This window comes from Georgenia thermotolerans (genome assembly GCF_009193185.1).
Lineage (GTDB): Bacteria > Actinomycetota > Actinomycetes > Actinomycetales > Actinomycetaceae > Georgenia > Georgenia thermotolerans.
The window spans coordinates 33,401-58,407 of sequence record NZ_VUKF01000018.1 but is presented as its reverse complement, the minus strand read 5'-3'; the positions used below and the strand labels follow the sequence as shown (position 1 = coordinate 58,407).

The following is a 25,007-nucleotide window of genomic DNA, read 5'->3' as shown; positions in this document are numbered from 1 at the left end:
GTGGGCCCATCCAGACCCGGAGGGAGTGCCATGAGCGAGTCAGTGCTGGGCAGCGGCCGCCAGAAGGCCGACGAGGCGAAGAACCTGGCCGAGTCGGCCGCGGAGAACCTCGGTGAGGCCCAGCCACGGGACGACGACGCGGTGGACCAGGACGTCTCCGTCGCGCACACGCCGGAGGCGGAGCGCGAGGGCCGGCCGGACCTGGAGGCCGAGGGCGAGGGCGGGGACATCGCCGGCCCCGGCTCGCCGATGCCGTAGGCAGGGGCGATCTCGGCGCCGTGCCGCAGGCATCGCCCCGCACCCGGTGGCGAACGACCGCATTGCCGACGACCTGGACGACCGTGCCGGTGGGGCAACCACCGGCACGGTCGTCGGCGTCTCGGCGGCGTCAGAGGCGGCTCTGCTGCTCCGGCATGGTGTCCCAGACCGAGGTGTCGGCGGTCTCGATCGACCTGTCGGCGACGGCGCGCGCCGTCGCCTCGAGCGTCACGACGGTCTGGCGGATGAGGTAGCCGTTGCTCTTCTGGCCGATAACCCGCGTGGGGTCCTCGTGGTCGGACATGCCGCGCATCTCGAACAGCAGCGTCGGGATGCCGTACCGGGCGGCCAGCCCGTTGCGGGCGATGGCGTCGGAGCTGCCGCCGACGTCGTACTTGCCGAGGTGGCCCCAGCCGGTGCGCTCCACCGCGCCGTAGACCACGGCACCGATCCGCTTGGACCGCTCGACGACCTCGGGGGAGACGTTGGGGCTGGTGGGGTACAGGATCGCGCCGGAGACGAGCGTGCCGTCGGCCTCGCGGTCGGTGCCCTGGTGGTGCAGGTCGATGGCGTAGTCGATGTCGTACGTGGCGAGCACGTTGGTGTGCAGCGCCCGGGTCTCGGGCTCGGACCTGGCGACGTGGTCGCGGTTGAGATCGATCTCGTGGGCGTTGTACCGGGTGAGGTGGCGGTCGCCGGACGCCCGGTAGCCGTCGAGCGAGAAGTCGACGTCGCCCATGGCGCCGTCGGCATTGAGCATGGGCACGATGAGGACGTTGACCTTGTCGAGCAGCCCGTCGTTCTTGCCCGTGCCGAGGCTCTTGATGAACTCGAGGGCCCCCTCGGTGGTCAGCTGCTCGTTGCCGTGCTGCTGGGTGAGGTAGAGGATCGTCGGGTTCGCCGGGTCGGAGAGGTACTTCACCAGGTGGATGTCGCGGCCCTTGACCGTCTGGCCGATCACCTCGAGCTCCATGCGGTCCTGCTTGGCGTCCTGCTCCTTCAGGAAGCGGACCATCTCGTCGTAGGTGGTGAGGATCGAGGTGTTGACCGTCTCGTGGCCGTTGTAGCCAGGGCCCTCGCCGACGGCCAGGGCCGGTGCGGCGGCGCCGAGGCTGAGCGCGGCGGCGAGCGTGATCGCGGTGGCGGTCTTCTTCACGGGCGGGACTCCTTCGGGTCGACGGCCCCCGGCGGCGGCGCTGCCGTCCGGGATGCCAGCCATCGTCACCACCGCGCCCGCGTCACGGACAGGGCTGGAGCCGGTCAACTTGCGGTCATGGCAGCAAGTGGCCGACGGCGCCACGGGATGGCGCGCCGTCCGCCCGGAGCCCGCTCAGCCGGGACGGACGTTCTCCGCCTGCGGGCCCTTGGGGCTCTCCGCGATGTCGAACTCGACCTTCTGGTCGTCCTCCAGCGTGCGGTACCCCCGCATCATGATCGCCGAGTAGTGCACGAACACGTCCGGGCTGCCGTCGTCGGGGCTGATGAAGCCGAAGCCCTTCTCGGCGTTGAACCACTTCACGGTCCCGGTGCCCATCTCGCACCCTCCCTCCCAGGAACCATCAGCCCGGAACATAGGGCAGGAACCGGCCGGATCGGGCGGGATTGGCGGGGAGAGTCCCGGGAGGTGGCCCCGGTCACCGGGTCGCCGTGACCTCACAGGTGTCGGGCGTGGCGCCGTACAGCATCACCTCGTAGGCGGCGTCGCCGTGGGCGGGCACCTTGGGCACGCGGCCGAACCCGGCGGCGACCGGCTCGCCGTCGGCCGTGCACACCGCCATCACGCGGACCGCTTCCAGGGCGCCCGGGTGTGCGGAGCTCACCCGTCCGGTCACCGTCGGGTTGAGCGGGTCGGGGTGGATCGTGCGGCCCTTGACCGTCAGCGCCGGGCTCGGGGCCGTCGGCCCGGCGGAGGCCGACACGGGGGAGACCACCGAGTGGGCGGCGTCCATGCGGGCCACGGTGGCGCCCGCCGGGGTGATGACCTCGGCGACGAAGAGCGTCGAGTCCGCGGCGGGCACCTCGACCTCCGCGGTGTTGTCCTGCGAGAGGACGACGCCGGCGTCGTCGTAGGTCGTCACGTCGACGGTCACGCGCACGGCGGCGCCCGTGGGGTTGACGACGGTGCCGAAGGCGACGTCGTGCTGCGCGCTGCTGAGCAGCCCCAGGCCCTCGATGAGGACGCCGTCGCCCACGGTGGGCCGCGCCTCGGGGAGCTGTCCGGACGGCGCGGCGAGCGTCGTCGCGGCGGGGTCGTCGAGCTCCGCGGAGGCGCGCGGGGACGGCAGGCGCTCCACGGACTCGTCGGCGACCAGGACCGACGGTGCCCCGGCGGAGCAGGCGGCGAGGGGTAACGCCGCGAGCACGCCGAGCACCGCGAGGGCGCGACGTCGAGCCGGGAGCATCCTGTCTCCGATGGTGGCCGGGCTGGTCTTGCCCTATCATTCGGCAGCCTTGGGCGTTTCGTGACAGAACGGCGCGCGGACTTCCGGCCAGGGGCGGCGCCGCGTGGCTCGGCCCCCCGGTTGGCCCCGTTGCTGCGGGCGACCGCGTATCCGCGGGTGCCCTCGTGGTTGAGGCGGATGCCCCCTTGGCCGAAGAGAACGTACGGGATAGCCGTACCTTCTCTTCGGTCAGCGGCTCAGTCGGTGCCGCGGCCCTGGGCGCCGTCGGGCGCTCGCTGCCGGGAGGCCTGGGCGCCGTCGGGAGCTGGCCGTCCGGAGCCGTCCGTGCCGTCGAGCGTCCGCCGCACCGTGGGCCGCCCGCCGCGCCGGCCCACCTCGACGAACCCGGCTTGCAGGAAGAGGCCGAGCGGGCCGCGGAACAGCCCGGAGTCGGACTGGCCGGGACCCGGCTCGACGGGGTATGCCTCCAGGTGGCGGGCGCCCGTGGGTGCGGGCGTGCTCGACGGCGGCGGCCAGGAGCGGCTGCAGCAGGCCCCGGCCGCGGTGGCCGGGGTGGACGTAGAAGCACGTGATCGCCCAGCAGCCGGGCACGTCCTCGTAGGTGATGACCGTCGAGCGCGGGATGCGCGGGTACTCGCCCCGCGGCGCGAGCGCCACCCAACCGGCCGGGACGCCCCCGGCGTAGGCGAGCAGGCCGGGCGCCGGAGTCCGGGCCACCCGGTCGGCCATGAGGGCGCGACGGTCAGCCACCGGCGTCGCCCCGTACTCCGACGCCGGCAGGCGCCACCACGCGCACCAGCAGCTGCGCGGATCGCCGGGGCGCCGGAAGAGGCGCTCGACGTCGGGCCACCGGTCGGCGTCAGCCGGGTGGATCTCGAGGGCGGCATGCTGCGTGACCACGTGGCTCCTTCGGCCGTGGGCGTCTCGGGCGGATGACGGCCGAGCATGGCCCGAGGCCGGGGAGGCTGGCAAGCACCGGTGGCGCGGACCTGCCCGGCGAGACGGTCGACATCGACCAACGAGTGTTCGGGCCGACGACGCCGGGACGCCGCCCGGCGGCGGGGAATAGGGTCGCAGCGCGTCGGGTGCGACCGGCACGAGGAGGGGAACGGCATGACCGCGGAGGACGTCGAGCGCGCCCGCCGGTCCGCCACCCGGTACCGGCCGAGGCGGCCGGGAACGGGCCGGCCCGGACCGGCCACCCGCGTGGTCGGCGTGCTCGGCGAGCTGCTGCTCACCGCCGGGATGCTGCTCGGCCTGTTCGTCGTATGGCAGGTCTGGTGGACCGACGTCGTCGCCGACCGGGAGCAGGACGCCGTCGTCGCCCAGATCAAGGAGGGCTACGCCGCCCCGGCGGTCGAGGTGACGGCGCAGCCCCGGACGGACCCGCCGCCCACCGTGGCCCCCGCGGCCGAGGGCCAGGGGTTTGCCACGCTGCACGTGCCCCGCTGGGGCGGCGACTACGAGGTGGCCATTGCCGAGGGCGTCGGCCTGCGCCAGGTGCTCAACACCGGCGCGGCCGGGCACTACCCGGGCACGGCCATGCCCGGGGACGTGGGCAACTTCGCCCTGGCGGCACACCGGCAGACCTACGGCGCCGCCTTCCACGGCGTCGACAAGCTGCAGCCGGGCGACCCGCTCATCGTCGAGACGGCGGATGCGTGGCTGGTGTACCGGGTGACCGAGAGCTACGTCGTCACTCCCGACGAGGTCGACGTCATCGCGCCGGTGCCCGGCGAGCCGGGGGCAGAGCCGACCGCCCGGACCATCACGCTGACCACCTGCCACCCGCTGTGGAGCGTGGCGCAGCGGTGGATCACGCACGGCGAGCTGACCGAGTGGTACCCGCGCGCCGAGGGCATGCCGGCCGAGCTGCTGGAGGGGAACTGATGTACGCGGCGATCTGGCGGCTCCTGCCCGGGCCGCGCTGGCTCAAGGCGCTCGAGGCCGTGCTGCTCGCGCTCGCGGTCGTCGCGGCGTTGTTCACCTGGGTGTTCCCGGCGCTGGCCGACACCGCCGGCCTGCTGGACGCCACGACGGTGAGGGAGTAGCGGCGCCCGAGTCGCCACGCTGCGGGGCCTCTCTCGGCAGGGCCGGGCAAAGACCCCGGCGCAGACGACGGGACCCGGGTCCGCGGTGGCGTGCCGCGGCCCCGGGTCCCGTGCCGGTGCTACTTGCCGATGTCGGAGCGGGCGGCCGCGCTCTGGATGCGGCCCTTCTCCACGGCGGAGATGATCTCGCGCTCGAGGAGGTCGCCGGTCACCTTCGCCACGTGCGAGACGAACTTGCCGTGGTTGCGGTACTCGCCGTCGGCGGCGATCAGGTCGCCGATCGTGCACCCGTCGCCGGTGTCGACGTTGGCCACCGTGGTGTCGTGGCCGCCGATGACGACCGTCTCGAGCCCGTCGGAGTCCGGGCAGGCGTCCGGCTCGCCGGGGCCGGGCTCGCCGTCGACCACCTCGAAGGCGATCGACGCCGGAGCGGAGGTGTTGCCCGCGGTGTCGGTGGCGCGGTAGCGCAGGGTGTGCGCGCCGGGCTCGGTGACCGCGACCGGCCCGGTGTACGCGGCCCAACCCGCGCCGTCGAGGTCGTACTCGATCGACGCGACGCCGGAGGCGTCGGTGGCGTCGAGGACGACGGTCGCCGTGCCCACGTAGGCCTCGCCGTCCTTCTGCCCCTTGACGGTGGCGCTCACCTCGGGGGCGGTGGTGTCGTCCGGCTGGGGTGCCACGACCGTGAGCGTCACGGAGGCGACGGCGGAGGTGTTGCCCGCAGTGTCGGTGGCCCGGTACTGCACGGTGTGGTTGCCGAGCGCGGTGATCCGGATGGGCTCGGTGTAGGCCGTCCAGCCGCCGCGGTCGAGGGCGTACTCGATGCTCGCCACCCCGGAGTCGTCGGTGGCCGCGAGGGTGAGGGTCGCCGCGCCGACGAAGCTGCCGTCGCCGTCCCGGTCCCCGCCGAGGCTGACCGTGACCTCGGGGGCGGTGGTGTCCGGCTCGGGCTGCTCGGCGGCCACGGTCACGGTGACCTCCGCCGCCTCGGAGGTGTTGCCGGCGGTGTCGGTGGCCCGGTAGCGCAGGGTGTGCGCGCCGGGGGACGTGATGGCGACCGGATCGGTGTAGGGGGTCCAGGCCCCGCCGTCGAGGGAGTACTCGACCGTCTCGACGCCGGAGTCGTCGGTGGCGTGCAGGGCCACGGTGACGGTCCCGACGTAGTTTCCGTCGGCGTCCTGCTCGCCGGCGACGTGGGCGCTGACCTCCGGGGCGGTGGTGTCCGCGGGGGCTGGCTCGGCGACGGTGAAGGTCACGCTGGCGGCCTCGGAGGTGTTGCCGGCGGTGTCGGTGGCCCGGTAGCGCAGGGTGTGCGCGCCGGGGGACGTGATGGCGACCGGCTCGGTGTAGAGGGTCCAGGCCCCGCCGTCGAGGGAGTACTCGACGCTCTCCACGCCCGAGGCGTCGGTGGCCTCCAGGGCGATGGTGGCGGCGCCGACGTAGTTTCCGTCGGCGTCCTGCTCGCCGGCGACGTGGGCGCTGACCTCCGGGGCGGTGGTGTCCGCGGGGGCCGGCTCGGCGACGGTGAAGGTCACGCTGGCGGCCTCGGAGGTGTTGCCGGCGGTGTCGGTGGCCCGGTAGCGCAGGGTGTGCGCGCCCGGTGCGGTGACGGCCACGGGCTGGGTGTAGGGAGTCCAGGCGCCGCCGTCGAGGGAGTACTCGACGGACTCGACGCCGGAGTCGTCGGTGGCGTCCAGCGTCACCGACGCGGTGCCGACGTAGTTGCCGTCGGCGTCCTGCTCGCCGGTGACCTGGGCCGAGACCTCCGGCGCCGTGGTGTCGCCGGGCTCGGTGCCGCCGCCGGTGACGGTGAACTCGCCGACCATCATCCCGTGGCCGGGGATGGCGCAGAAGTAGCGGTAGGTCCCCGGGCTGAGGGTGACCTCGACCTCGTGGCGGCCGCCGTTGGCGTCGAAGGGGCTGGCGACGATGTTGAGGTCGACGTCGTGGTTGTACCCCGGCGTGGAGGTGTCGAACGTCAGGGTGTGCGCCATGCCGAAGGTGTTGCCGGTGGCCAGGCTGGTCTCGAAGACGATGGTGGCGGGCCCGGCCGTGGCCTCCGTCGGGGCGGAGGTGTACTCGGTCATGCTGTCGCCGGCGGTCCAGGTCAGCACCTGTTCGGCGGCCGTCTGGGCGGCCTCCTGCGTCTGGGGGGCGACCTCGGCCGAGGCGGTGCCGGGCACCAGCCCGACCGCGGTGATCGCGGCGACCGAGGAGATGGCGAGCCGGACGGCCGCGCCGCGACGGCGGCGGGCCGGTGAGGTTCTGTGGGACATCGTGTGCCTTCCGATGGGGGCCCGAGGCGGGCCGTGTCGATGAGGCCCGGGGCGGGCCGTGGACGGTCAGGCCCGGAGGGGGCCGTGGACGGGTGAGGACCCGGAACGGGTCGGGGGCGGGGCGGGCCGGTGCGCGTCGGCCGGCTGCCGACGCGCACCGGCCCACCCCCAGGGCTCAGAGCTCCTGCACGCGGATGTTGCGGAACTCCATGCGGTCGTTGTCGCCGTGGTTCTGCAGCCCGATGAAGCCGCTGGCGAACTGCCGCAGGTCGGTCGGCGGGTCGCCGGCCCGGGACGAGGCGATCCCCTTGGCGTTGTCGAACTCGTTGATGACCTCGCCGTTACGGATGATCGTGTAGCGCTGTCCGACGACGCGGACCTCGTAGTCGTTCCACTCGCCCTTGGCGGTCACGCCGGCGTCCTTCAGCCCCACGGGGTCGAAGTTGTAGATCGAGCCGGTCTTCTGCGGCTCGCCGGTCGCGCCGTCGTAGATCTGGATCTCGTGGCCGCAGTAGATCGCCACCCAGGCCTGCGAGTCCCGCGCCGCGCCCTGCGTGGCGCACTCGGGCCGCTGGTCGGCCGGGGTGCGCGGGTCGGGGAAGCGGGCGAAGACGCCGCTGTTGGCGTGGCGTCCCTCCGGCGAGACGTCGCGGAACTGGAGCTTGAGGGAGAAGTCCCCGAACTCCTTGCCCGAGTACCAGAGCATCCCGAGGCCGCCGCGGGAGAGCAGCGTGCCGTCCGGCTGGAGCTCGAAGTGGCCGCCCGGTGCCTGGGTCCACCCCGCCAGGGACGCGGCGGTCCCGTCGAAGAGGGACTGGTAGCCGGCGTGGCCCTTCTTGCCGATGTCGGACCTGGCGGCGGCGCTGGTGATCTTCCCCTTGTCCTTGCCGCTGATCACGCCGTCGGCCACGAGCGGGCCGATGACGTCGTTGACGTGGGTCACGAACTCGCCGTGGTTGGCCCACGTGCCCTCGTCGTCGATGAGGTCGTTGACCGTGCAGCCACCCAGGTCGTGGTTGGCCACCCCGGTGTCGGTGTCGCCGAGCCAGACGGTCTTGCGGGCGTCCGGTGTCGGGCAGGCGATCGTGACCTTGGTGGTCGTGGACGCCTTCTCGCCGTCGGCGTAGGTCACCGTCAGCGTGGCGCTGTAGGTGCCGACCTTGGCGTAGGTGTGGCGCGGGTTCGCCTCGGTGGAGGTCGCGCCGTCGCCGAAGTCCCACGCGTAGGTGACCCCGCCGGACCGCTCACCGGTGAAGGCCACCGTCAGCGGCCGGTGCTGCAGGCTGGTGGCCGTGGCGGTGGGGGCCGGGCTGGCCGGTCCGCCCTGGTAGGTCACCCGCAGCAGCTTCTGGTTGGGGTGCAGGCTGAAGAACCCGCCGGCGTAGTCGAGCAGGTACAGCGCCCCGTCCGGGCCGAACTCGGCGTCCATCCAGCTCTGCAGCCGGTCGTTGCCGTTGCCCCCGCGGATGATCTGGCGCAGGTCCTCGGCGAAGGCGGGCGGGCCCTGCTCCTCGACCTTGTCGGGGTCGACGGTGACCGCCACGCGGTTGTTGGCGTTGGACTGGTCGCCGATCAGCCACTTGCCCTCCCAGTACGACGGCCAGGCGACGTTGCTGTCCTTGTTCACCTGGGAGGCGCGGTAGGTGGGCCCGGACATGATCGCCTGGCCGCCGCCGCGGTACCACGGCTGGGTATAGGTGGCGTCCGCCTTCTCGTAGGTGGGCACCCCGTCCTCCCGCAGCGGGAAGACCGGGCCGCCACCGTCGGGGGAGTACCAGATCATGTTGTCCCGGGCGGGCGGCAGGTCCACCAGGCCGGTGTTGCGCGGCGAGGTGTTCTTGAGGTTGTCGCAGTCGTACCAGCCGGTGAGCACGCTGGCGTCGGTGTCGCTGCGGTCGCGGTAAGGCTGCCGGTTGCCCATGCAGAAGGGCCAGCCCTGGTTGCCCGCCGAGGTGATGATCGTGGCGGTCTCGTACTTGGCCGGGCCGAGCTCCGGGCTCGGGGCGCCGGCGTCGGGCCCCACCCACCCGGCGGTGAGCCAGTCGGTGTCGGCGTCGACCTGGAGGCGGGCGATGTTGCGCACGCCCATGACGTAGATCTCCGGGCGGGTCTTGTCGCCCGGGTCCTCGGACTCGGGGAACAGGTTGCCCTCGGGGATGGTGTAGCTGCCGTCGTCCTCGGGGTGGATCCGCAGGATCTTGCCGTTGAGGTCGTTGGTGTTGCCCGAGGTGCGGCGGGCGTCCTGGAAGGACAGGCCGGCGTACTCCTTCGTCCAGTTGTTCCCCGAGTAGCCCTGGGAGCCGCCGGAGGAGTTGCTGTCGCCGGAGCCGATGTACAGGTTGCCCGCGTCGTCGAACGCCATGCCGCCGCCGGCGTGGCAGCAGCTGTGGATCTGCGTGGTCCAGCTCAGCAGGTCCACGCGACTGGCCTGGTCGATAGTGGGACCGGCCGGGTCGTAGGTGAAGCGCGAGACGGTCCGCTGGCCGGTGCGCTTCTCCCGGTCGATGGACTCGTGGGGCATCCAGTAGACGTAGATCCAGTGGTTCTCGGCGAAGTCGGGGTCGGGCACGATGCCGAGCAGGCCCTCCTCGTTCTTCACCAGCTCGTCGCCGCTGCCGCGGTTGCCCATGACGTCGAGGGTGGTCAGCAGCGTGACCTTGCCCGTCTTGGGGTCCCACTGGTGGATGGTGCCGCAGCCGAGGCCGACGTCGGGGTCGTCCCACGACGGGACCGGCCCGCTCGGGCACGCGGCCTTGCCGACGTAGAACACGGTGCCGTCGGGAGCGACGGTCAGGCCGTGCGGCTCGCCGATCTGGTCGAGCTTGCCCGAGGCGTTGGTCGCGGTGAGCCGCTCGGTGGTGTAGTTCGCCGCGATGGTGGCCTGGCAGTCACCGCGCACGAGGCCGGTGGTCCACTGCAGCGCGCCGAGCAGGTGGGTGCGGAAGCCGTCCTCGCCGTAGCTGTCGGCGGTGCCGCCCATGCCGGTGTAGAAGGAGCGGCCGCCGTCGTAGTCCCGGCACCAGGAGACGGGGTGGAACGGGCCGTTGGCGCCCTTGCCGGCGTCGTAGAGGTTCTCGCGGATCTGCGCGACGGTGTGCACCTGGCCCACCGGGTTGGGGTCCCAGTTGATCCAGCGGTCCGAGCGCTCCCAGTTCAGCGGCAGGTCCTTGGTGGCCGGGTGCTGACGGTCGACGACGTCGACGATCGTCTTCTGCACGGTGATCTCCGGCTCGGGCTCGGTGGTGGCGGCGGCGCCGAAGAGCTGCAGCTCGGCGAGCTGGGTGAGGCCGTCCCCGGCGTTGCGGGAGATGACCAGGCGGTAGTGCGCGTAGGCCTGGTCGTTCTCGAAGGTGTAGTCCAGTGTCTGGAACCGGTCGGGGAAGTCCTCGCCGGTGCGCTTGTCGAGGTCCACCCAGGTCTTGCCGTCCGCGGAGCCCTGCAGGGTCCAGTCCTGCGGGTCCCGGCCGGCGGCGTCGTTGGCGGAGGTCAGCGCGTACCGGGTGACGGGGACGGCCTCGGCCAGGCGCAGCGTGATGGTGGCGGTGGGGGTGAAGGTGAGCCACTTGGTGCGCGGGTCGCCGTCGACGAGCTTGGCCGCGACCTCGTTGGGCGGGTTGTTACCGCTGGCGGTGACCTCGGCGACCTTCTCGGGCTCGGGCAGGTTGCCGGCCGGGCGGGTGCCGATGAGCCCGGTGAACCACTCCGAGCGCTCCTGGGCCCGGGCCGCGTCCCGCACGCCGAGGAAACCCCCGCCGTCGTTGACGAACCCCTTGAGCGCCGCCTCCTGCCCGGCGCTCAGAGCGGTGCCCTCGGCGGAGAGGAAGACGACGCCGCGGTAGCGGTCGAGGTTCTCCGCGGTGAACGTGGCGGGGTCGGTGGTGGTCTCGACGGCGAGGCCGTGGTCGGCGCCGAGCTCCTCGATGGTCTGGGCGGCCCGGGCGACCGGGTCCTCCTGCTGGTCGGGCGCGCCGTGGAACACCAGCACGGCGGGCGCGCCGCCGGCGGCGTCGGGCTGTGGGCCGGCCGGTGGTGCGCCGACGGCCGGGGCGGCCAGCCCCAGCGCGAGCGTCCCGCCGGTGGCCAGCGCCAAGGAGCGGCGCAGCCAGAGGGGCCGGACGTGGCCCCCTGCACGATCTCGTCGCATCAGTCCTCCTTCACTCGTGGGTGGGTCCTGCCGAGCCGGCGTCGCCGGCCGCGTGGTGCCCGTGTGCGCCGCCGTGGAAGCCGTCGATGGCCTCCTGCGCGCCCTCGGGGAGGCTGCCGTCGGCGTTGCGCACCAGGAAGATCCCGGCCATCCCGCCGTCGGAGTGGAACTGGACGTGGCAGTGGTACATCCACGCCCCGGGCCCGACGCCCTCGCCGGCCAGGACCTGGAAGCCGAAGGAGTCGCCGGGGTTGAGGTCCCGGTTGTCGATGACCTGGCTCGGGTCGTTCGGGCCCTCGAGGATGCCGGTCCGGTTGTTGGCCCACCGGTGGGCGTGCAGGTGGAAGGTGTGGAAGGTGTTGCCGTGCCCGATGGCGATGAACTCCACCCGCTCGCCGAGGTTGGCCTCGAACATCGGGGTGTCGGGGGCCACCTTGTTGTTGATCGTCATGTCGTTGAACACGACGGTGAACTGGCGGTCGGGGAGCGGGTCGCCCTTGCGGCGCACCACCAGGGCGCCGTACAGACCCGCGCGCAGCCCGCCCGTGCCGTGGTCGGTGCCCATGGCGTGGTCGTGGTAGTGCCAGTAGCCGGCGCTGCCGGGCATCCACAGCCCGTCGGACCGGAAGGGCGCGCGGGAGCGCCACACGTACGTGCGTGTCTCGCCCGGCTCGTTGAACGAGGCGTTGAACGGGCTGCCGTCGGAGTCGGTGCTGTAGAGGACGCCGTGGGGGTGGATCGAGAGCCGCTGGTCGGTGGTGTTGACCAGCTCGATCTCGAGGGTGTCGCCCTCCCACATCTCCAGGACGGGCCCCGGGACGGTCGCCTTCCCGGGGGCGAGCCCGTAGCCGACCATCCCGCCGGGCAGCTTCTCGGCGTACATGGTGATGCGGCGCGTCTCCCCGCCCTGCCCGGCCCCCTGGCCCTTGCCGGGGTTGGCCACGGCGGGCGCGCCGATCGCGGCCGCCGCCGCGGGCGCGACGACGCCGAGGGCCGCTCCTCTCATCATCGAGCGGCGCGAGATCGCCCTCCGGAGCGGGCCGGGGGCAGCTGGTGCGGTCATGGGTCTCCCTTCAGGGCCGCCCGGCCCGACGCCGCGGCGGCGACTGCGGTACGGCGGGCGCCTCGTCGGCGAGGCGGCTCCGCCCTGGCACGGGGGCGTGGAAGAGGACACGACCGGCACGCCTGGTCGTCGTCATCGAGCTCCCCCTGGTGTCGGGACGACGCCGCACGGGCCGTCGTCGGCGCGCGCGGTCCGGACCATCGCGAGGGGGAGGGCCGGTCAGCCTCACGGGCTGGCCGTATCGATGGACCGGACGTCATCGTCTGGAACGATGGCGACAGTAGGCCCCCTTCTGTTGATCGTCAAGCAAAAGATCTATCTCGATCCGTAAAAGCGTGACGGTTCAAGTGCCCCCCGCGGCGCGGCACGGGTGAGTTAGTGCGGGAAGGTGCCGCCGAGGCCCCGGCGGTGGGACGATCCGGCCGCTCGGGCGGGCGCCGGGACGGCCCGTCAGGCCGTTGCGGGACCGCAACTGACGCCCGTCGCGGGTCTTTGGCTGCCCATACTCCGGACTTATGCTTGACGGACGACAGATGTCCCCGTTACGTTCCCGGCAAGCGACAGGACAAGGTGGTCCGCAATTGCCGCCACCGGCCCGGGGAGGGGGGCCGGCGCCCCGGGGTACCCGGGAACCCACCGGGAGAGGCCCGGGGCCGGCGAGCCGCCGCCGGACGGCTGTCGCAGCAGCTCACGCCGACCCCGCACGGCCCGCCGACGACGGCGGGCGGCGGGGCCGACCGACAGGGGGAACCAACGCATGAGAAGACCTGCGCGCCCGACGCGCTCGCGAGCCCTGCTTCTCGCGGGCCTCGTGGCGCTCTCCGGTGCCGTCACCGTCCCGGCCGCCGCGCACGGCGGCATCGACCACGGCAGCGAGCCGGGGGCCGACGTCGCCCTCGACTGGGACAACTACGAGAAGATCCTGCTCACCAAGAACACCGGCGAGCCCATCGACCTCGCCGTCATGCCGGACGGCAAGGTGCTGCACACCGCCCGCGACGGCGTCGTCCGGCTCACCGACCCGGCCACCGGAACCACGCGCGTCGCCGCGACGCTCGACGTGTACCGCAACTCCGAGGACGGCCTGCAGACCGTCGCCCTCGACCCGAACTTCGCCGAGAACGGCTGGGTCTACCTCGTCTACGCGCCGGTGGTGATGGACGGCGTCTCCAGCTCCGGGGTGCCCTACCCGCGGACGACGCCGGCCGGCAGCGCGCCCAACAGCCTGCCCGCGGGGGAGACCGAGGAGTACTGGAACCAGTGGCTGGGGTACAACCAGCTCTCCCGGTTCCAGTGGGACGCCGAGAGCGGCACGCTGGACCTGAGCACCGAGCAGAAGATCATCAAGGTCGAGGCCCAGCGCGGGCAGTGCTGCCACGTCGGGGCTGACATCGCCTGGGACGCCGACGGCAACCTGTTCCTGTCCACGGGTGACAACACCCCCGCCGGCACCCCCGGCGCCAACGGGTTCGCGCCCAACAACGACGCCCCCGGGATGAACCCGGGCCTGGACGCCCGCCGCGGCCCCGGCAACACCAACGACCTGCGCGGCAAGATCCTGCGGATCAGCGTCCAGGCGGACGGCTCCTACACCATTCCGGCGGGGAACCTGTTCCCCGAGGGCACGGAGGGCACCCGCCCGGAGATCTACGTCATGGGGGTGCGCAACCCCTTCCGCATCGACTACGACGCCCAGAGCGGCGCGCTGGTGTGGGGCGACTACGGCCCGGACTCCGCCGTCCCTGACCCGCAGCGCGGCCCGATGGGCTACGTGGAGTGGCAGTCGACCACCAAGCCGATCAACGGCGGCTGGCCCTTCTGCCACGGCCCGAACGCCAACTACAACGAGTGGGACTTCGCGACCGGCACGCCCCGGGAGTTCTTCGACTGCGACGCCGGCGCCGAGAACAACTCGCGCTGGAACACCGGTCTGCGCGAGCTGCCGCCGGCCACCGCCCCGCAGCTGTGGTACGGCGACGACGACGACCACCAGCCCTGGCCCGAGCTGACCGCCTTCGGCAGCGGCAGGGGCCAGGGGCCCATGGGCGGCCCGGTCTACCGCTACGACGCCGAGAACCCCTCGACGTCGAAGTTCCCGGAGTACTGGGACGGGAAGTCCTTCTTCGCGGAGTTCTCCCAGGACTACGTCGCCGCGTTCACCTCGGACCTGGCCAACGACGGCGAAGTCACCCACATCGAGAACTTCCTGCCCAACGCGCACCTGAACAACGTGGCGCAGCCCATCTGGGACAACGTCATGGACATGGAGTTCGGGCCGGACGGCTCGCTGTACGTCCTGGAGTACGGCGACGGGTTCTTCCGTCAGAACCCCGACGCCGGCCTGTACCGGGTCGACTTCGCCGCCGGCAACAAGACGCCGCAGGCGCGCTTCACCGCCTCGGCGATCTCCTCCAGCGACGCCCCGCTGGTGGTCGACTTCGACGCCTCCGGCTCGCGTGACCCCGAGGGTGACGCGCTGACCTACGAGTGGGACTTCGACGGTGACGGCACCTTCGACGCCACCGGCGTGACCGCCTCCCACACCTACACGGAGACCGGCCAGTACACCGCCCGCCTGCGGGTCACCGACGCCGGCGGCCGCTTCGCCCTGACCAGCCGGGCCATCACCGTCGGCAACGTCGCGCCGACCGTGAGCCTGGACGTGCCGCAGGGGGCCTTCTTCGACTGGGGCCAGACGGTCCGCGTCAACGTGTCCGTCGACGACCCCGAGGACGGCACCAGCCCGGACTGCAGGCGGGTCTCCTGGACCTTCGGCCTGGGCCACGACGAGCACGCCCACCCGCTCACCTCGGGCACGGGCTGCTCCTTCTCGATCCGCACCCCGGCCGACGCCCAGGAGCACGGCGAGACCGAGAACATCTACGGCACCCTCGTGGTGACCTACACCGACGCCGGCCACGGCGACATCCCGCCCGCCCAGGGCGAGGCCACGCTCCTGTTCAACCCCAAGACGCAGGAGGCCGAGTGGGCCGACCGGCTCGAGGGCGTCGAGGTCGTCGACGACGCGTCCGCGAGCGGGCTGCGCAAGGTCGTCTCCTTCGACGAGGGCGACTACCTCGCCTACGACCCGGCGAACCTCGTCGGCGTCGACTCGGTGATCGGCCAGGCCCAGGGCAAGGGCGGCATCCAGCTGCGCTGGGGCGCCGCGGACGCCGCGCCCTTCGCCGAGCTCGCGTTCGGCGGCGGCGAGGGGTGGCAGCAGGCCGCCGCCACCCTGGCGGACGCCCCCGAGGGGTCGGACACCCTCTACGTCACCTCCACCGGCGGCGTCGACCTGGACTACCTGCGGTTCGTGGGCGCCGGCGTCGGCACCGGCGACGTGCCGGACACGCTCGCCCCGGTCGTCCAGGCGACCCTCGACCCGGCGCAGCCGACCGGCGAGAACGGCTGGTACACCGCCGACGTGACCGTCTCGGTCACGGCGGTGGACGACGGCACCGTCACCGAGCGGGCCTACTCCCTCGACGGCGGGAAGACCTGGCAGCCGGTGTCCACCTACGGCACCTTCGCCATCAGCGGCGACGGCGAGCACACCGCCCTCGTCCGGGCGACCGACGGCGCGGGCAACGTCTCCGAGCCGATCGCGCTGAGCGTCCGGATCGACGCCGCCGCCCCCGTGGTGAGCATCAGCGGGGTCGAGGACGGCGCCGAGCTCGGCGACTCGGGCGTCCTGCGCCCGGCCGCGGCCGCCGAGGACGCCACCTCCGGCGTCGCCGCCACGACGCTGACGGTGGACGGGGCGCCGGTCACCGACGCCCTGGAGCTGTGGACGCTCGACCTCGGCGAGCACACCGTCGTCGCGACCGCGACGGACGCGGCGGGCAACACCGCCGAGACCGCCGTGACCTTCACGACGACGACGTCCCTCGCCGACGTCCGGGCCCTGCTCGGGCTCCTGGCCGAGCGCGGGGAGGTCGGCGCCGTCAAGCCGCTGACCGCCCAGCTCGACCAGGCCGAGCGGCACCTGGCCGCCGGCCGCGCCGCCCAGGCCGTGGGCGCCCTCGAGCGGTTCGCCGACAAGGCCGGCCACGAGGTCCTCGTGCGCGACGCCAAGGCGGTGATCGCCGCGCTGAGCTGACGGCGCGAGGGCGGGGCCTTCGGGCCCCGCCCTCCCGGCGCGGCGGGCGGACGCCCGCCGCTCACCCCCTGGGCGGGCCCTCCGCCCCATCACCGGGCGGGCCCTCCGCCCCATCACCGGGCGGGCCCACCGTCCGCCCCGCACGCCCCGGCGCATCGCGCCGGTCCCCTCAACCGCACGGACAACAAGGGAGTTCACCGATGTCGTCATTCCGGTCCCGCCACACCCGCCGGGTGGCCGCCGCCGCCCTCGCCGCCGGCGCCCTGGTCGCCACCGCCTCCGCCGCCTCGGCCACGCCGGGGCCTCACACCCCCGACCACGCCGGCCGCAGCGTCCCGGCCAGCAAGGTCTCGATCCAGATGTACAGCCTCATCCCGTGGGTCAACCAGGTCGGCCTCGAGCAGGTCCTCGCCGAGCTGTCGGCCATGGGGTACAAGAACATCGAGCCCTACAGCGGCAACTTCAGCGGCTACACCGCCGAGGAGTTCGCGGCCCTGCTCAAGCAGTACGGCCTCAAGGCCTCCGCGTCCCACAACAGCACGAACGAGGCCACCTGGGACCAGACCCTGGCGTACTCCAAGACCATCGGGCAGCACTACGTCGGCTCCGGCGGCTTCGCCTCGCCCGGCATCGGCAGCTACGAGAACGTCCTGAAGACCGCCGAGACCCTCAACCGGCTGGGCAAGGCCGCGAAGCAGCAGGGTCTGCACAAGATCTTCGGCCACAACCACCAGCAGGAGTTCACGACCACGTACGTCGTGCCCGAGACCGGGGAGCTGAAGCCGGCCTGGGAGATCATCGCCGACAACACCGACCCCCGGTACGTCACCTTCGAGGTCGACGTGCTGTGGGCGGCCGACGCCGGCGTCGACGTCGTCGACCTGCTCGAGCGCTACGGCGACCGCATCGAGCTGCTCCACATCAAGGACGGCTTCCTCAACGGCGACAAGCGCGCGACCTTCGCCAACGTCGGTGACGGCGAGCTCGACTGGGAGGCCATCCTCCAGGCGGCCCACGGCAAGGTGCGGTTCTACACCGTCGAGTACGACCTCGCGCCCGACGGCCGCGACTTCGCCCAGGAGAGCTTCGACTACCTCACCACGCTGCGGTACTGACCGCGGGGACGGCGGCGGCGCCGGTGCTGGGGGGCACCGGCGCCGCCGCCGTCGTGCGTGGGGACGCGCCCGCATGCGCCGCCGTCGTGCGCGTGGCAGGTGCCGTGGACCGCGTGGGAAGGCGCTGTCGCACGCGTGGACGGGCCGTCGAGCGCGCTGAGGGCCCTCACCGTCCGGTGAGGGCCCTCAGCGCACCCGTGTCAGTCCCCGACCAGGGCGTTGATCTGCTCGGCGGAGAGCACGTGCTGGGTCACCATGGCGGCCGCGCCGAGCACCCCGGCCCGGCCGGCGGTGCGGGAGGCGACGATGCGCAGGTGCTGCGTGGCCAGCGGCAGGGAGCGGGTGTAGACGACCTCGCGGATACCGGCCAGCAGGTGCTCGCCCGCCTCCGCGACGGCCCCGCCGATGACGATCACCGACGGGTTGAGCAGGTTCACGCACGTGGCGAGCACCGCGCCGATCTCCCGGCCGGCCTGCCGCAGCGCGAGGGTCGCCTCCAGGTTCCCGGAGCGGACGAGCTCGACCAGCGCCGCGTTGGAGGCCACCTCCAGGCCCTTCTCGCGCAGCGCGGCGGCCACGGCGGGCCCGCCGGCGATCGCCTCGAGGCAGCCGAAGTTGCCGCACCGGCACGGCACCTCCGCCCCGCCGGGCACGGCGATGTGACCGAGGTCCCCGGCGGCGCCCTGTGCCCCGCGCTGGATCGTGCCGTCGCTGATGATGCCGGCGCCGATGCCGGTGGCGATCTTGACGTAGAGCAGGTCGTCGACGTCGGGCCAGACGGCCTCGTGCTCGCCCAGCGCCATGATGTTGACGTCGTTGTCGACCAGGATCGGGATGGGGAAGGCCTCGCCGAGCCGGCCCGGCACGTCGTACCCGTCCCAGCCGGGCATGATCGGCGGGCTCGTCGGCCGCCCGGAGGCGTGCTCGACCGGGCCGGGCAGGCCGACCCCCATGCCGACGACGTCGGCCTCCGGGCGGCCCACCTCGCGCACGAGGGCGCGGGCGACGTCGACGACGCGGCCGAGGACCGGCTCCGGCCCGTCGGCGATGGCCAGCTCGAAGGTGTCCTCGGCGAGGACGTGCCCGCCCAGGTCGGTCACCGCGACGCGGGCGTGGCTGACGCCGAGGTCGACGGCGACGACGATGCGGGCGGCCGGGTTGAACGCGAAGGTCGCGGGCGGGCGTCCACCGGTGGAGGCTGCCTCCCCGGTGGGCGCGAGCAGACCGGCGGCGAGGAGGTCCTCGATGCGCGCGGCGACCGTCGAGCGGGCGAGCCCCGTGATCGCCGCCAGGTCCGCGCGCGTGCGCGGCTGACCGTCACGCAGGAGCTGGAACAGGCTGCCCGCGGTGTTCGGGCGGACATCGGCGGGGCGGCGCGGGTCGCTACGGGGCGCCAAGGTTGGTGGTTTGGCTGAAGCAATCGCCATAGCAGGAGTAAACCACGGTGTCTTCCGGACGTCGCGGCAAGGCAACGCCGCAAATTGGTCGCGACTTTTGCTTGACGGCCGACAGAAGCCTCCGTAGGTTGTGCCCATGGTCACAGCCGACCCCCTCCTGCTGCAGATGCGCGACATCGTCAAGACCTTCCCCGGCGCCCGGGCCCTCGACGGTGTCGACCTCGACATCCGTGCCGGCGAGGTCCACTGCCTCCTCGGCCAGAACGGCGCCGGGAAGTCCACGCTCATCAAGATCCTCGCCGGCGCCCACCAGCCCGACGACGGCGAGATCCGCTGGCTCGGGGAGCCGGTGACGATCTCCGGCCCCCAGGCCGCGCTCGACCTCGGCGTCGCCACGATGTACCAGGAGCTCGACGTCGTCGACGGCCTGACCGTCGCCGAGAACATCTTCCTCGGCCACGAGCTGGCCCGGGGCGGGTTCCTCCGCCGGTCCGAGGCGCACGCGCGCACCCGGGACCTGCTGCGCCGGCTCGGCCACCGGGAGATCTCGCCCGGGCGCGAGGTGGGCCGGCTCTCCGCGGCCGGCAAGCAGATCGTGTCCATGGCCCGGGCGCTGTCGCGCAACGCCAAGGTCATCGTCATGGACGAGCCGTCCGCGGTGCTCGACCCCGAGGAGGTGGAGAACCTCTTCCGGGTGGTGCGCTCGCTGACCGCCGAGGGTGTCGCCGTCATCTACATCTCCCACCGCCTGGAGGAGATCCGCCAGATCGGCGACCGCATCACCGTCCTCAAGGACGGGCGGACGGTCGCCGCCAACCTCGACGTCGCCGGCACCCCGACCCGCGAGCTCATCCGGCTCATGACCGGCCGCACCGTGGACGCGGCGCTGGGCGGCGAGCCGCGGGAGGTCCAGGGTGAGCCGGTGCTCGAGGTCGAGGACCTGGCCCTCGCCGGGGTGTTCCAGGACGTCTCGTTCACGGTGCGCGCCGGGGAGATCGTCGGGCTCGCCGGCCTCGTGGGCGCCGGCCGGTCCGAGATCCTCGAGACCGTCTACGGCGCCCGCCGCCGCACCGCCGGGACCGTGCGGGTGCACGGTCAGGAACTGCGGGCGGGCTCGGTGCCCGACGCCGTCGCCCGCGGCGTCGGTCTGGCGCCGGAGGAGCGCAAGAGCCAGGGCCTGCTGCTGGACGAGCCGGTGTACCGCAACATCACCCTCTCGACCTTCGCGCGCTTCGCCCGCACGGGGTTTCTGGACGAGCGCGCCGAGCGCGGCGCCGCCCGAGAGCAGATTCAGGCGATGCAGCTGTCCCCGGCCGACCCCGAACGGGCCATCCGCACCCTCTCCGGCGGCAACCAGCAGAAGGCGATGCTCGCCCGCTGGCTCGTCCACGGCTGCACGGTGCTCCTGCTCGACGAGCCCACCCGCGGCGTCGACGTCGGCGCCCGCGCCGAGATCTACGGCCTCGTCCGCCGCCTCGCCGCGGAGGGTGCCGCCGTCGTCGTCGTGTCCAGCGAGATCGAGGAGGTCCTGGGGCTGTCCGACCAGGTCCTCGTCGTCGCCGACGGCCGCATCGTCCACCAGGGCCCGTCCCACCTCATCGACGAGCACGGTGTGCTCGACCTCGTCATGGAAGGAGCTCACTCGTGAGCGAGCCGCAGACCACCGGGAGCGCGGCGGCGCTGCCGCCGTCCAACCGGGACCTGCTCCCCGCGGGGGCCGAGCCGAAGGCGGCTCCGGCCCGCTGGCGCGGGCTCGGCCTCGGCCGCAACCTCGGCCTCGTCATCGCCCTGGCGCTGCTGGTGGTCATCGGCGTGGCGACCGCCGGCGAGCGCTTCGCCAGCCTCGACAACGTCATGACGATCCTGCGCCTGGCAGCCGTCACCGGCGTGGTCAGCGTGGGGATGACCTTCGTCATCACCGCCGGCGGCATCGACCTGTCCGTCGGCTCGGTCCTGGGGCTGTCCAGCGTGTGGGCGACGACGCTCGCCACCCAGACGATGGCGACCAACACCCACTGGGTCATCATGGTCTTCACCGCCCTCGCCGTGGGTACCGCCGCCGGGCTCGTCAACGGCGTCCTTGTCGCCTACGGCAGGGTCGTGGCGTTCATCGCCACCCTGGCGATGATGGTCGCCGCCCGCGGCCTGGCCGAGATGATCGCCCAGCGGCGGACTCAGCTCGTCACCGTCCGGCCCTTCCTCGACTTCTTCCAGGCCGACGTCCTCGGCATCCCGGTGCTCGTGTGGATCTTCGTCGTGGTCGCCGCGGCCGGGTGGGTCGTGCTCAACCGCACCACCTTCGGCCGGCGCACGGTCGCGGTCGGTGGCAACCCCGAGGCCGCGCGGCTCGCAGGCATCAAGGTCCAGCGGCACACGATGTACCTCTACGCCATTGCCGGCCTCACCGCCGGCATCGGCGGGCTCATGATGCTCGCCCGCACCACCGCCGGCTCGTCCACCCACGGCCAGCTCCTGGAGCTCGACGTCATCGCCGCCGTCGTCGTCGGCGGCACGCTGCTCATCGGCGGACGCGGCACCATCGTCGGCACCGTCCTCGGCGTCCTCATCTTCGCGACGCTGACGAACATCTTCACCCAGAACAACCTGTCCATCTCGGCCCAGTCGGTGGCCAAGGGCGCCATCATCGTCGCCGCCGTGCTGCTCCAGCAGCGCTTCTCCCGCCGCACCTGAGGCGTGGCCGGGCGCCGTCGCCCGGCCGCACCTGTCCCGCACGGCCTCGGACCGCAACCGCGGTCCCGCACCTGTGGTTTCTCCATCACCCGTCCGCCCTCGACCGCACCCCTTGTCCCAGCACCACCCCGTTGTTTGACGCCCAACCCCTTCCCAAGGAGAGAAAGCATGTCCGCACCGAAGACGCTGCGCCGCCGGGTCATGGCCCCGCTGGCGGTCCTGGCCGGGGCCGCCGTCCTGGCCGCCTGCACCTCGAACACCCCCGCGCCGAGCGAGACCAGCGGGGGCGGCAGCGCCGCGCCGGCGCCCGCCGGGGCCAACGACGAGCCGGGTGACACCGTCACCATCGGCTTCTCCGCCCCGGCCGCCGACCACGGCTGGATGGGCGCGATCACCTCCGCCGCCCAGGCCGAGGCCGAGAAGTACACGGACGTCGACCTCAAGGTCGCCGAGGGCACCAACGACGTCAACCTGCAGATCAGCCAGATCGAGCAGTTCATCAACGACAAGGTCGACGCCATCGTCCTGCTGCCCTTCGACGGCGCCGCCCTCACCGACGTCGCCACCAAGGCGATGGAGGCCGGCATCCCCGTCGTCAACGTCGACCGCGAGTTCTCCAGCCCGTTCGCCGCCCGGACCACCGTCCTCGGTGACAACTACGGCATGGGCGTCTCGGCCGGCACCTACATCTGCGACCGGCTCGGCGGCAAGTCCGACGCCGTCGTCGCCGAGATCGCCGGCATCGACAACCTGCCGCTGACCCAGGACCGCAGCCAGGGCTTCGCCGACGCCCTGAAGGACTGCGGGCTGAAGGTCTCCAACCGCGTGGCCGCCGACTTCACCGTCCAGGGCGGGGAGACGGCCGCCTCCAACCTGCTGCAGGCCGCACCGAAGATCGACGCCATCTGGAACCACGACGACGACCAGGGCGTCGGCGTCATGGCCGCGATCGACAACGCCGGCCGCGACGAGTTCTTCCTCGTCGGCGGCGCCGGGTCGAAGAACGTCATGGAGATGATCAAGTCCGGCGGCACCGTCGTCGAGGCGACCGTCATCTACCCGTCCACGCAGGCCGCCGACGGCATCCGCCTCGCCCGGCTCATCGCCCAGGGCAAGGCCATGAGCGACCTCGTCGAGGTCGAGGTGCCGCGCACCGTCCAGCTCCACGCGCCCGTGGTGACCAAGGACAACGTCGACCAGTACCTGCCCACGGCGTTCCAGTCCTGACGCGACGCCGCCCGGCGGTCCCCGCCGGGCGGCCCGCCCAGGAGAGGTGAGGAGAGATTTTCTGATGAGTCAGGCAGCACGGCCGCTCCGCGTGGCCATGATCGGCTACGCGTTCATGGGACGCGCCCACTCCCAGGGGTGGCGGGTGGCCCCCCGCTTCTTCGACCTGCCGCTCGAGCCGCGCATGCAGGTCCTCGTGGGCCGCCACGCCGACGCGGCGCAGGCGGCGGCGGACCGGCTGGGCTGGCAGGAGGTGGAGACGGACTGGCGGCGGGTGCTCGAGCGCGACGACGTCGACCTCGTCGACATCTGCACCCCCGGGGACACCCACGCCGAGATCGCCTGCGCGGCGCTCGAGGCCGGCAAGCACGTCCTCGTCGAGAAGCCGATGGCGAACACCCTCGCCGAGGCGGAGACGATGGCCGCGGCGGCCGAGGAGGCCGCCGCCCGCGGCGTGCTCTCCATGGTGGGCTTCACCTACCGGCGCGTGCCGGCCGTCCAGCTCGCCCGCCAGCTGGTGGTCGAGGGCCGCATCGGCGAGGTCCGGCAGGTGCGCTGCCAGTACCTGCAGGACTGGCTGGCCGACGCCGAGGCGCCGCTGTCCTGGCGCACCGACAAGGCCAAGGCCGGCTCCGGCGCGCTGGGCGACATCGGCGCCCACATCATCGACCTCACCCACTTCATCACCGGCGAGCGGGTGGCCGGGGTGTCCGCGATGCTCGAGACCCTCGTGGCCGAGCGGCCCGTGGCGGAGAGCTTCGACGGCCTGCACGGGGTGGGCGGCAGCGAGCGGGGGCCGGTGACCGTGGACGACACGGCGATGTTCACCGCCCGCCTCGCGAGCGGCGCCCCGGCCGTGTTCGACGCCACCCGCTTCGCCTGGGGCCGCAAGAACGCCATCCGCATCGAGGTCAACGGCACCACCGGGTCCCTGGCGTTCGACTTCGAGGACATGAACGTCCTGGAGTACTACGACGCCAGCGAGCCGGCCCGCACCGCGGGGTTCCGCCGGATCCTCGTCACCGAGCCCGAGCACCCCTACGTGGCGAGCTGGTGGCCCGCCGGGCACGGCCTCGGCTACGAGCACGGCTTCGTCCACCAGGCCGTCGACCTCGTCCGCGCCGTCGCGGCGGGGGAGCAGCCCACGCCGTCCTTCGCCGACGGCCTGGCCGTGCAGCGCGTGCTCGACGCCGTCGAGCGCTCCAGCGCCGCACGCAGCGTCTACACCGACATCGCCGCCCACGCGGCGGCCGCACAGTCCTAAGGGAGGGACCATGACGCGACCGATCACCCTGTTCACCGGCCAGTGGGCCGACCTGCCCTTCGAGGAGGTGGCCCGGCTCGCCTCCGAGTGGGGGTACGACGGGCTGGAGATCGCCTGCTGGGGCGACCACCTCGACCCCTGGCGCGGCGCCGAGGACGACGCCTACATCCAGGACCGCCTCGACATCCTCGAGCGGCACAACCTCAAGGTCTACGCCATCTCCAACCACCTCAAGGGGCAGGCGGTGTGCGACGACCCGATCGACGAGCGGCACCGCGACATGCTGCCCGACCAGGTGTGGGGCGACGGCGAGCCCGAGGGCGTGCGCCAGCGCGCCGCGGAGGAGATGAAGCTGACCGCCCGCACCGCCGCCCGGCTGGGGGTCAAGACGGTCGTGGGCTTCACCGGGTCGTCGATCTGGAAGTACGTGGCCATGTTCCCGCCGGTGAAGGAGGAGTGGGTCGAGGCCGGTTTCCAGGACTTCGCCGACCGGTGGAACCCGATCCTCGACGTCTTCGACGAGGTGGGGGTGCGCTTCGCCCACGAGGTCCACCCCAGCGAGATCGCCTACGACTACTGGACCACCGTGCGCGCGCTCGAGGCGATCGGGCACCGCGAGGCCTTCGGGCTGAACTGGGACCCGAGCCACTTCGTGTGGCAGGACCTGGACCCGGTGGGCTTCCTGTGGGACTTCAAGGACCGGATCTACCACGTGGACTGCAAGGACGCGAAGCGCCGGGTGGGCAACGGGCGCAACGGGCGCATGGGTTCCCACCTGCCCTGGGCGGACCCGCGCCGCGGCTGGGACTTCGTCTCCACCGGCCACGGCGACGTGCCCTGGGAGGACTGCTTCCGGATGCTCAACACCATCGACTACGACGGGCCCATCTCGGTGGAGTGGGAGGACGCCGGGATGGACCGGCTGGTCGGCGCCCCCGAGGCGCTGGCGTTCGTGCGCAAGCTGGCCTTCGACAAGCCGGCCGCCGCGTTCGACGCCGCCTTCAGCGTGCGCTGACCGCC

18 protein-coding genes are annotated in these 25,007 nt (G+C 72.8%); 10 read left to right on the top strand and 8 right to left on the bottom strand.

Annotation, left to right across the window (positions count from 1 at the left end; all coding sequences use genetic code 11):
* Nucleotides 1-30: 30 nt before the first annotated feature.
* Nucleotides 31-258, top strand: a complete 228-nt coding sequence (locus tag GD970_RS10255) for a hypothetical protein (protein ID WP_152202790.1) — start codon at nt 31-33, stop codon at nt 256-258.
* A gap of 130 nt (nt 259-388) precedes the next feature.
* Here the strand turns inward: GD970_RS10255 and GD970_RS10250 are convergent, their stop codons facing one another.
* The 4 genes from GD970_RS10250 to GD970_RS22670 all read right to left on the bottom strand — a co-directional run bounded on the left by GD970_RS10250 (nt 389) and on the right by GD970_RS22670 (nt 3,389).
* Entirely contained in the window at nt 389-1,414 is a 1,026-nt protein-coding gene (locus tag GD970_RS10250) for a M14 family zinc carboxypeptidase (RefSeq protein WP_226925268.1), read from the bottom strand.
* A 174-nt stretch (nt 1,415-1,588) separates the two neighbouring features.
* Nucleotides 1,589-1,792, bottom strand: coding sequence for a cold-shock protein (locus tag GD970_RS10245; RefSeq protein ID WP_152202788.1), 204 nt, complete (start codon nt 1,790-1,792; stop codon nt 1,589-1,591).
* Between the two features lie 100 nt (nt 1,793-1,892).
* Nucleotides 1,893-2,660 carry a hypothetical protein gene (locus GD970_RS10240; protein ID WP_152202787.1) on the bottom strand — a complete coding sequence of 256 codons (768 nt, stop codon included), beginning with the start codon at nt 2,658-2,660 and terminating at the stop codon, nt 1,893-1,895.
* A 228-nt stretch (nt 2,661-2,888) separates the two neighbouring features.
* Nucleotides 2,889-3,389: a GNAT family N-acetyltransferase gene (locus GD970_RS22670; protein WP_405002575.1), complete on the bottom strand. Its 501-nt coding sequence runs from the start codon at nt 3,387-3,389 to the stop codon at nt 2,889-2,891.
* Nucleotides 3,390-3,773: 384 nt separating this feature from the next.
* Here GD970_RS22670 and GD970_RS10230 point away from each other — a divergent pair, with 384 nt between their 5' ends.
* Nucleotides 3,774-4,550 carry a class E sortase gene (locus tag GD970_RS10230; RefSeq protein WP_152202785.1) on the top strand — a complete coding sequence of 259 codons (777 nt, stop codon included), beginning with the start codon at nt 3,774-3,776 and terminating at the stop codon, nt 4,548-4,550.
* A complete protein-coding gene (locus tag GD970_RS21615) occupies nt 4,550-4,711 on the top strand; it encodes a hypothetical protein (protein ID WP_170297245.1) in 162 nt (53 codons plus the stop codon). The genes GD970_RS10230 and GD970_RS21615 overlap by 1 nt, the downstream gene beginning before the upstream one ends.
* Nucleotides 4,712-4,830: 119 nt before the next feature.
* Here GD970_RS21615 and GD970_RS10225 read toward each other — a convergent pair whose 3' ends face one another.
* The 3 genes from GD970_RS10225 to GD970_RS10215 form a co-directional block, all read right to left on the bottom strand.
* Entirely contained in the window at nt 4,831-6,987 is a 2,157-nt protein-coding gene (locus GD970_RS10225) for an OmpL47-type beta-barrel domain-containing protein (RefSeq protein WP_152202784.1), read from the bottom strand.
* A gap of 175 nt (nt 6,988-7,162) precedes the next feature.
* On the bottom strand, nt 7,163-11,131 hold the full coding sequence (locus tag GD970_RS10220) for a ThuA domain-containing protein (RefSeq protein WP_152202783.1): 3,969 nt from the start codon (nt 11,129-11,131) through the stop codon (nt 7,163-7,165).
* Nucleotides 11,132-11,141: 10 nt separating this feature from the next.
* Entirely contained in the window at nt 11,142-12,194 is a 1,053-nt protein-coding gene (locus GD970_RS10215) for a multicopper oxidase domain-containing protein (protein ID WP_152202782.1), read from the bottom strand.
* Between the two features lie 757 nt (nt 12,195-12,951).
* On the opposite strand from GD970_RS10215, the gene GD970_RS10210 reads away from it, so the two are divergent.
* Both GD970_RS10210 and GD970_RS10205 read left to right on the top strand, forming a co-directional pair.
* A complete protein-coding gene (locus GD970_RS10210; RefSeq protein WP_152202781.1) occupies nt 12,952-16,293 on the top strand; it encodes a PQQ-dependent sugar dehydrogenase in 3,342 nt (1,113 codons plus the stop codon).
* A 200-nt stretch (nt 16,294-16,493) separates the two neighbouring features.
* The gene (locus GD970_RS10205; RefSeq protein WP_152202780.1) at nt 16,494-17,408 is read left to right on the top strand and encodes a sugar phosphate isomerase/epimerase family protein; all 915 of its coding nucleotides are present in this window, start codon (nt 16,494-16,496) and stop codon (nt 17,406-17,408) included.
* 200 nt (nt 17,409-17,608) lie between these two features.
* On the opposite strand, the gene GD970_RS10200 is transcribed toward GD970_RS10205, so the two are convergent.
* Complete coding sequence (locus GD970_RS10200) at nt 17,609-18,835, bottom strand: ROK family transcriptional regulator (protein WP_152202779.1); 1,227 nt, start codon at nt 18,833-18,835, stop codon at nt 17,609-17,611.
* A 106-nt stretch (nt 18,836-18,941) separates the two neighbouring features.
* Between GD970_RS10200 and GD970_RS10195 the strand changes: the two genes are divergently transcribed.
* The 5 genes from GD970_RS10195 (at nt 18,942) to GD970_RS10175 (ending at nt 25,002) form a co-directional block, all read left to right on the top strand.
* Nucleotides 18,942-20,453, top strand: coding sequence for a sugar ABC transporter ATP-binding protein (locus tag GD970_RS10195; RefSeq protein WP_152202778.1), 1,512 nt, complete (start codon nt 18,942-18,944; stop codon nt 20,451-20,453).
* Nucleotides 20,450-21,496 (top strand): ABC transporter permease, encoded by a 1,047-nt coding sequence (locus tag GD970_RS10190; RefSeq protein ID WP_152202777.1) that lies wholly within the window; start codon nt 20,450-20,452, stop codon nt 21,494-21,496. Before GD970_RS10195 ends, GD970_RS10190 begins: the two co-directional genes overlap by 4 nt.
* A gap of 168 nt (nt 21,497-21,664) precedes the next feature.
* Nucleotides 21,665-22,723 carry a substrate-binding domain-containing protein gene (locus GD970_RS10185; RefSeq protein ID WP_152202776.1) on the top strand — a complete coding sequence of 353 codons (1,059 nt, stop codon included), beginning with the start codon at nt 21,665-21,667 and terminating at the stop codon, nt 22,721-22,723.
* Nucleotides 22,724-22,787: 64 nt separating this feature from the next.
* Entirely contained in the window at nt 22,788-23,987 is a 1,200-nt protein-coding gene (locus tag GD970_RS10180) for a Gfo/Idh/MocA family protein (protein ID WP_152202775.1), read from the top strand.
* A gap of 10 nt (nt 23,988-23,997) precedes the next feature.
* Nucleotides 23,998-25,002: a sugar phosphate isomerase/epimerase family protein gene (locus GD970_RS10175; protein ID WP_152202774.1), complete on the top strand. Its 1,005-nt coding sequence runs from the start codon at nt 23,998-24,000 to the stop codon at nt 25,000-25,002.
* The last annotated feature ends 5 nt before the right edge of the window (nt 25,003-25,007 follow it).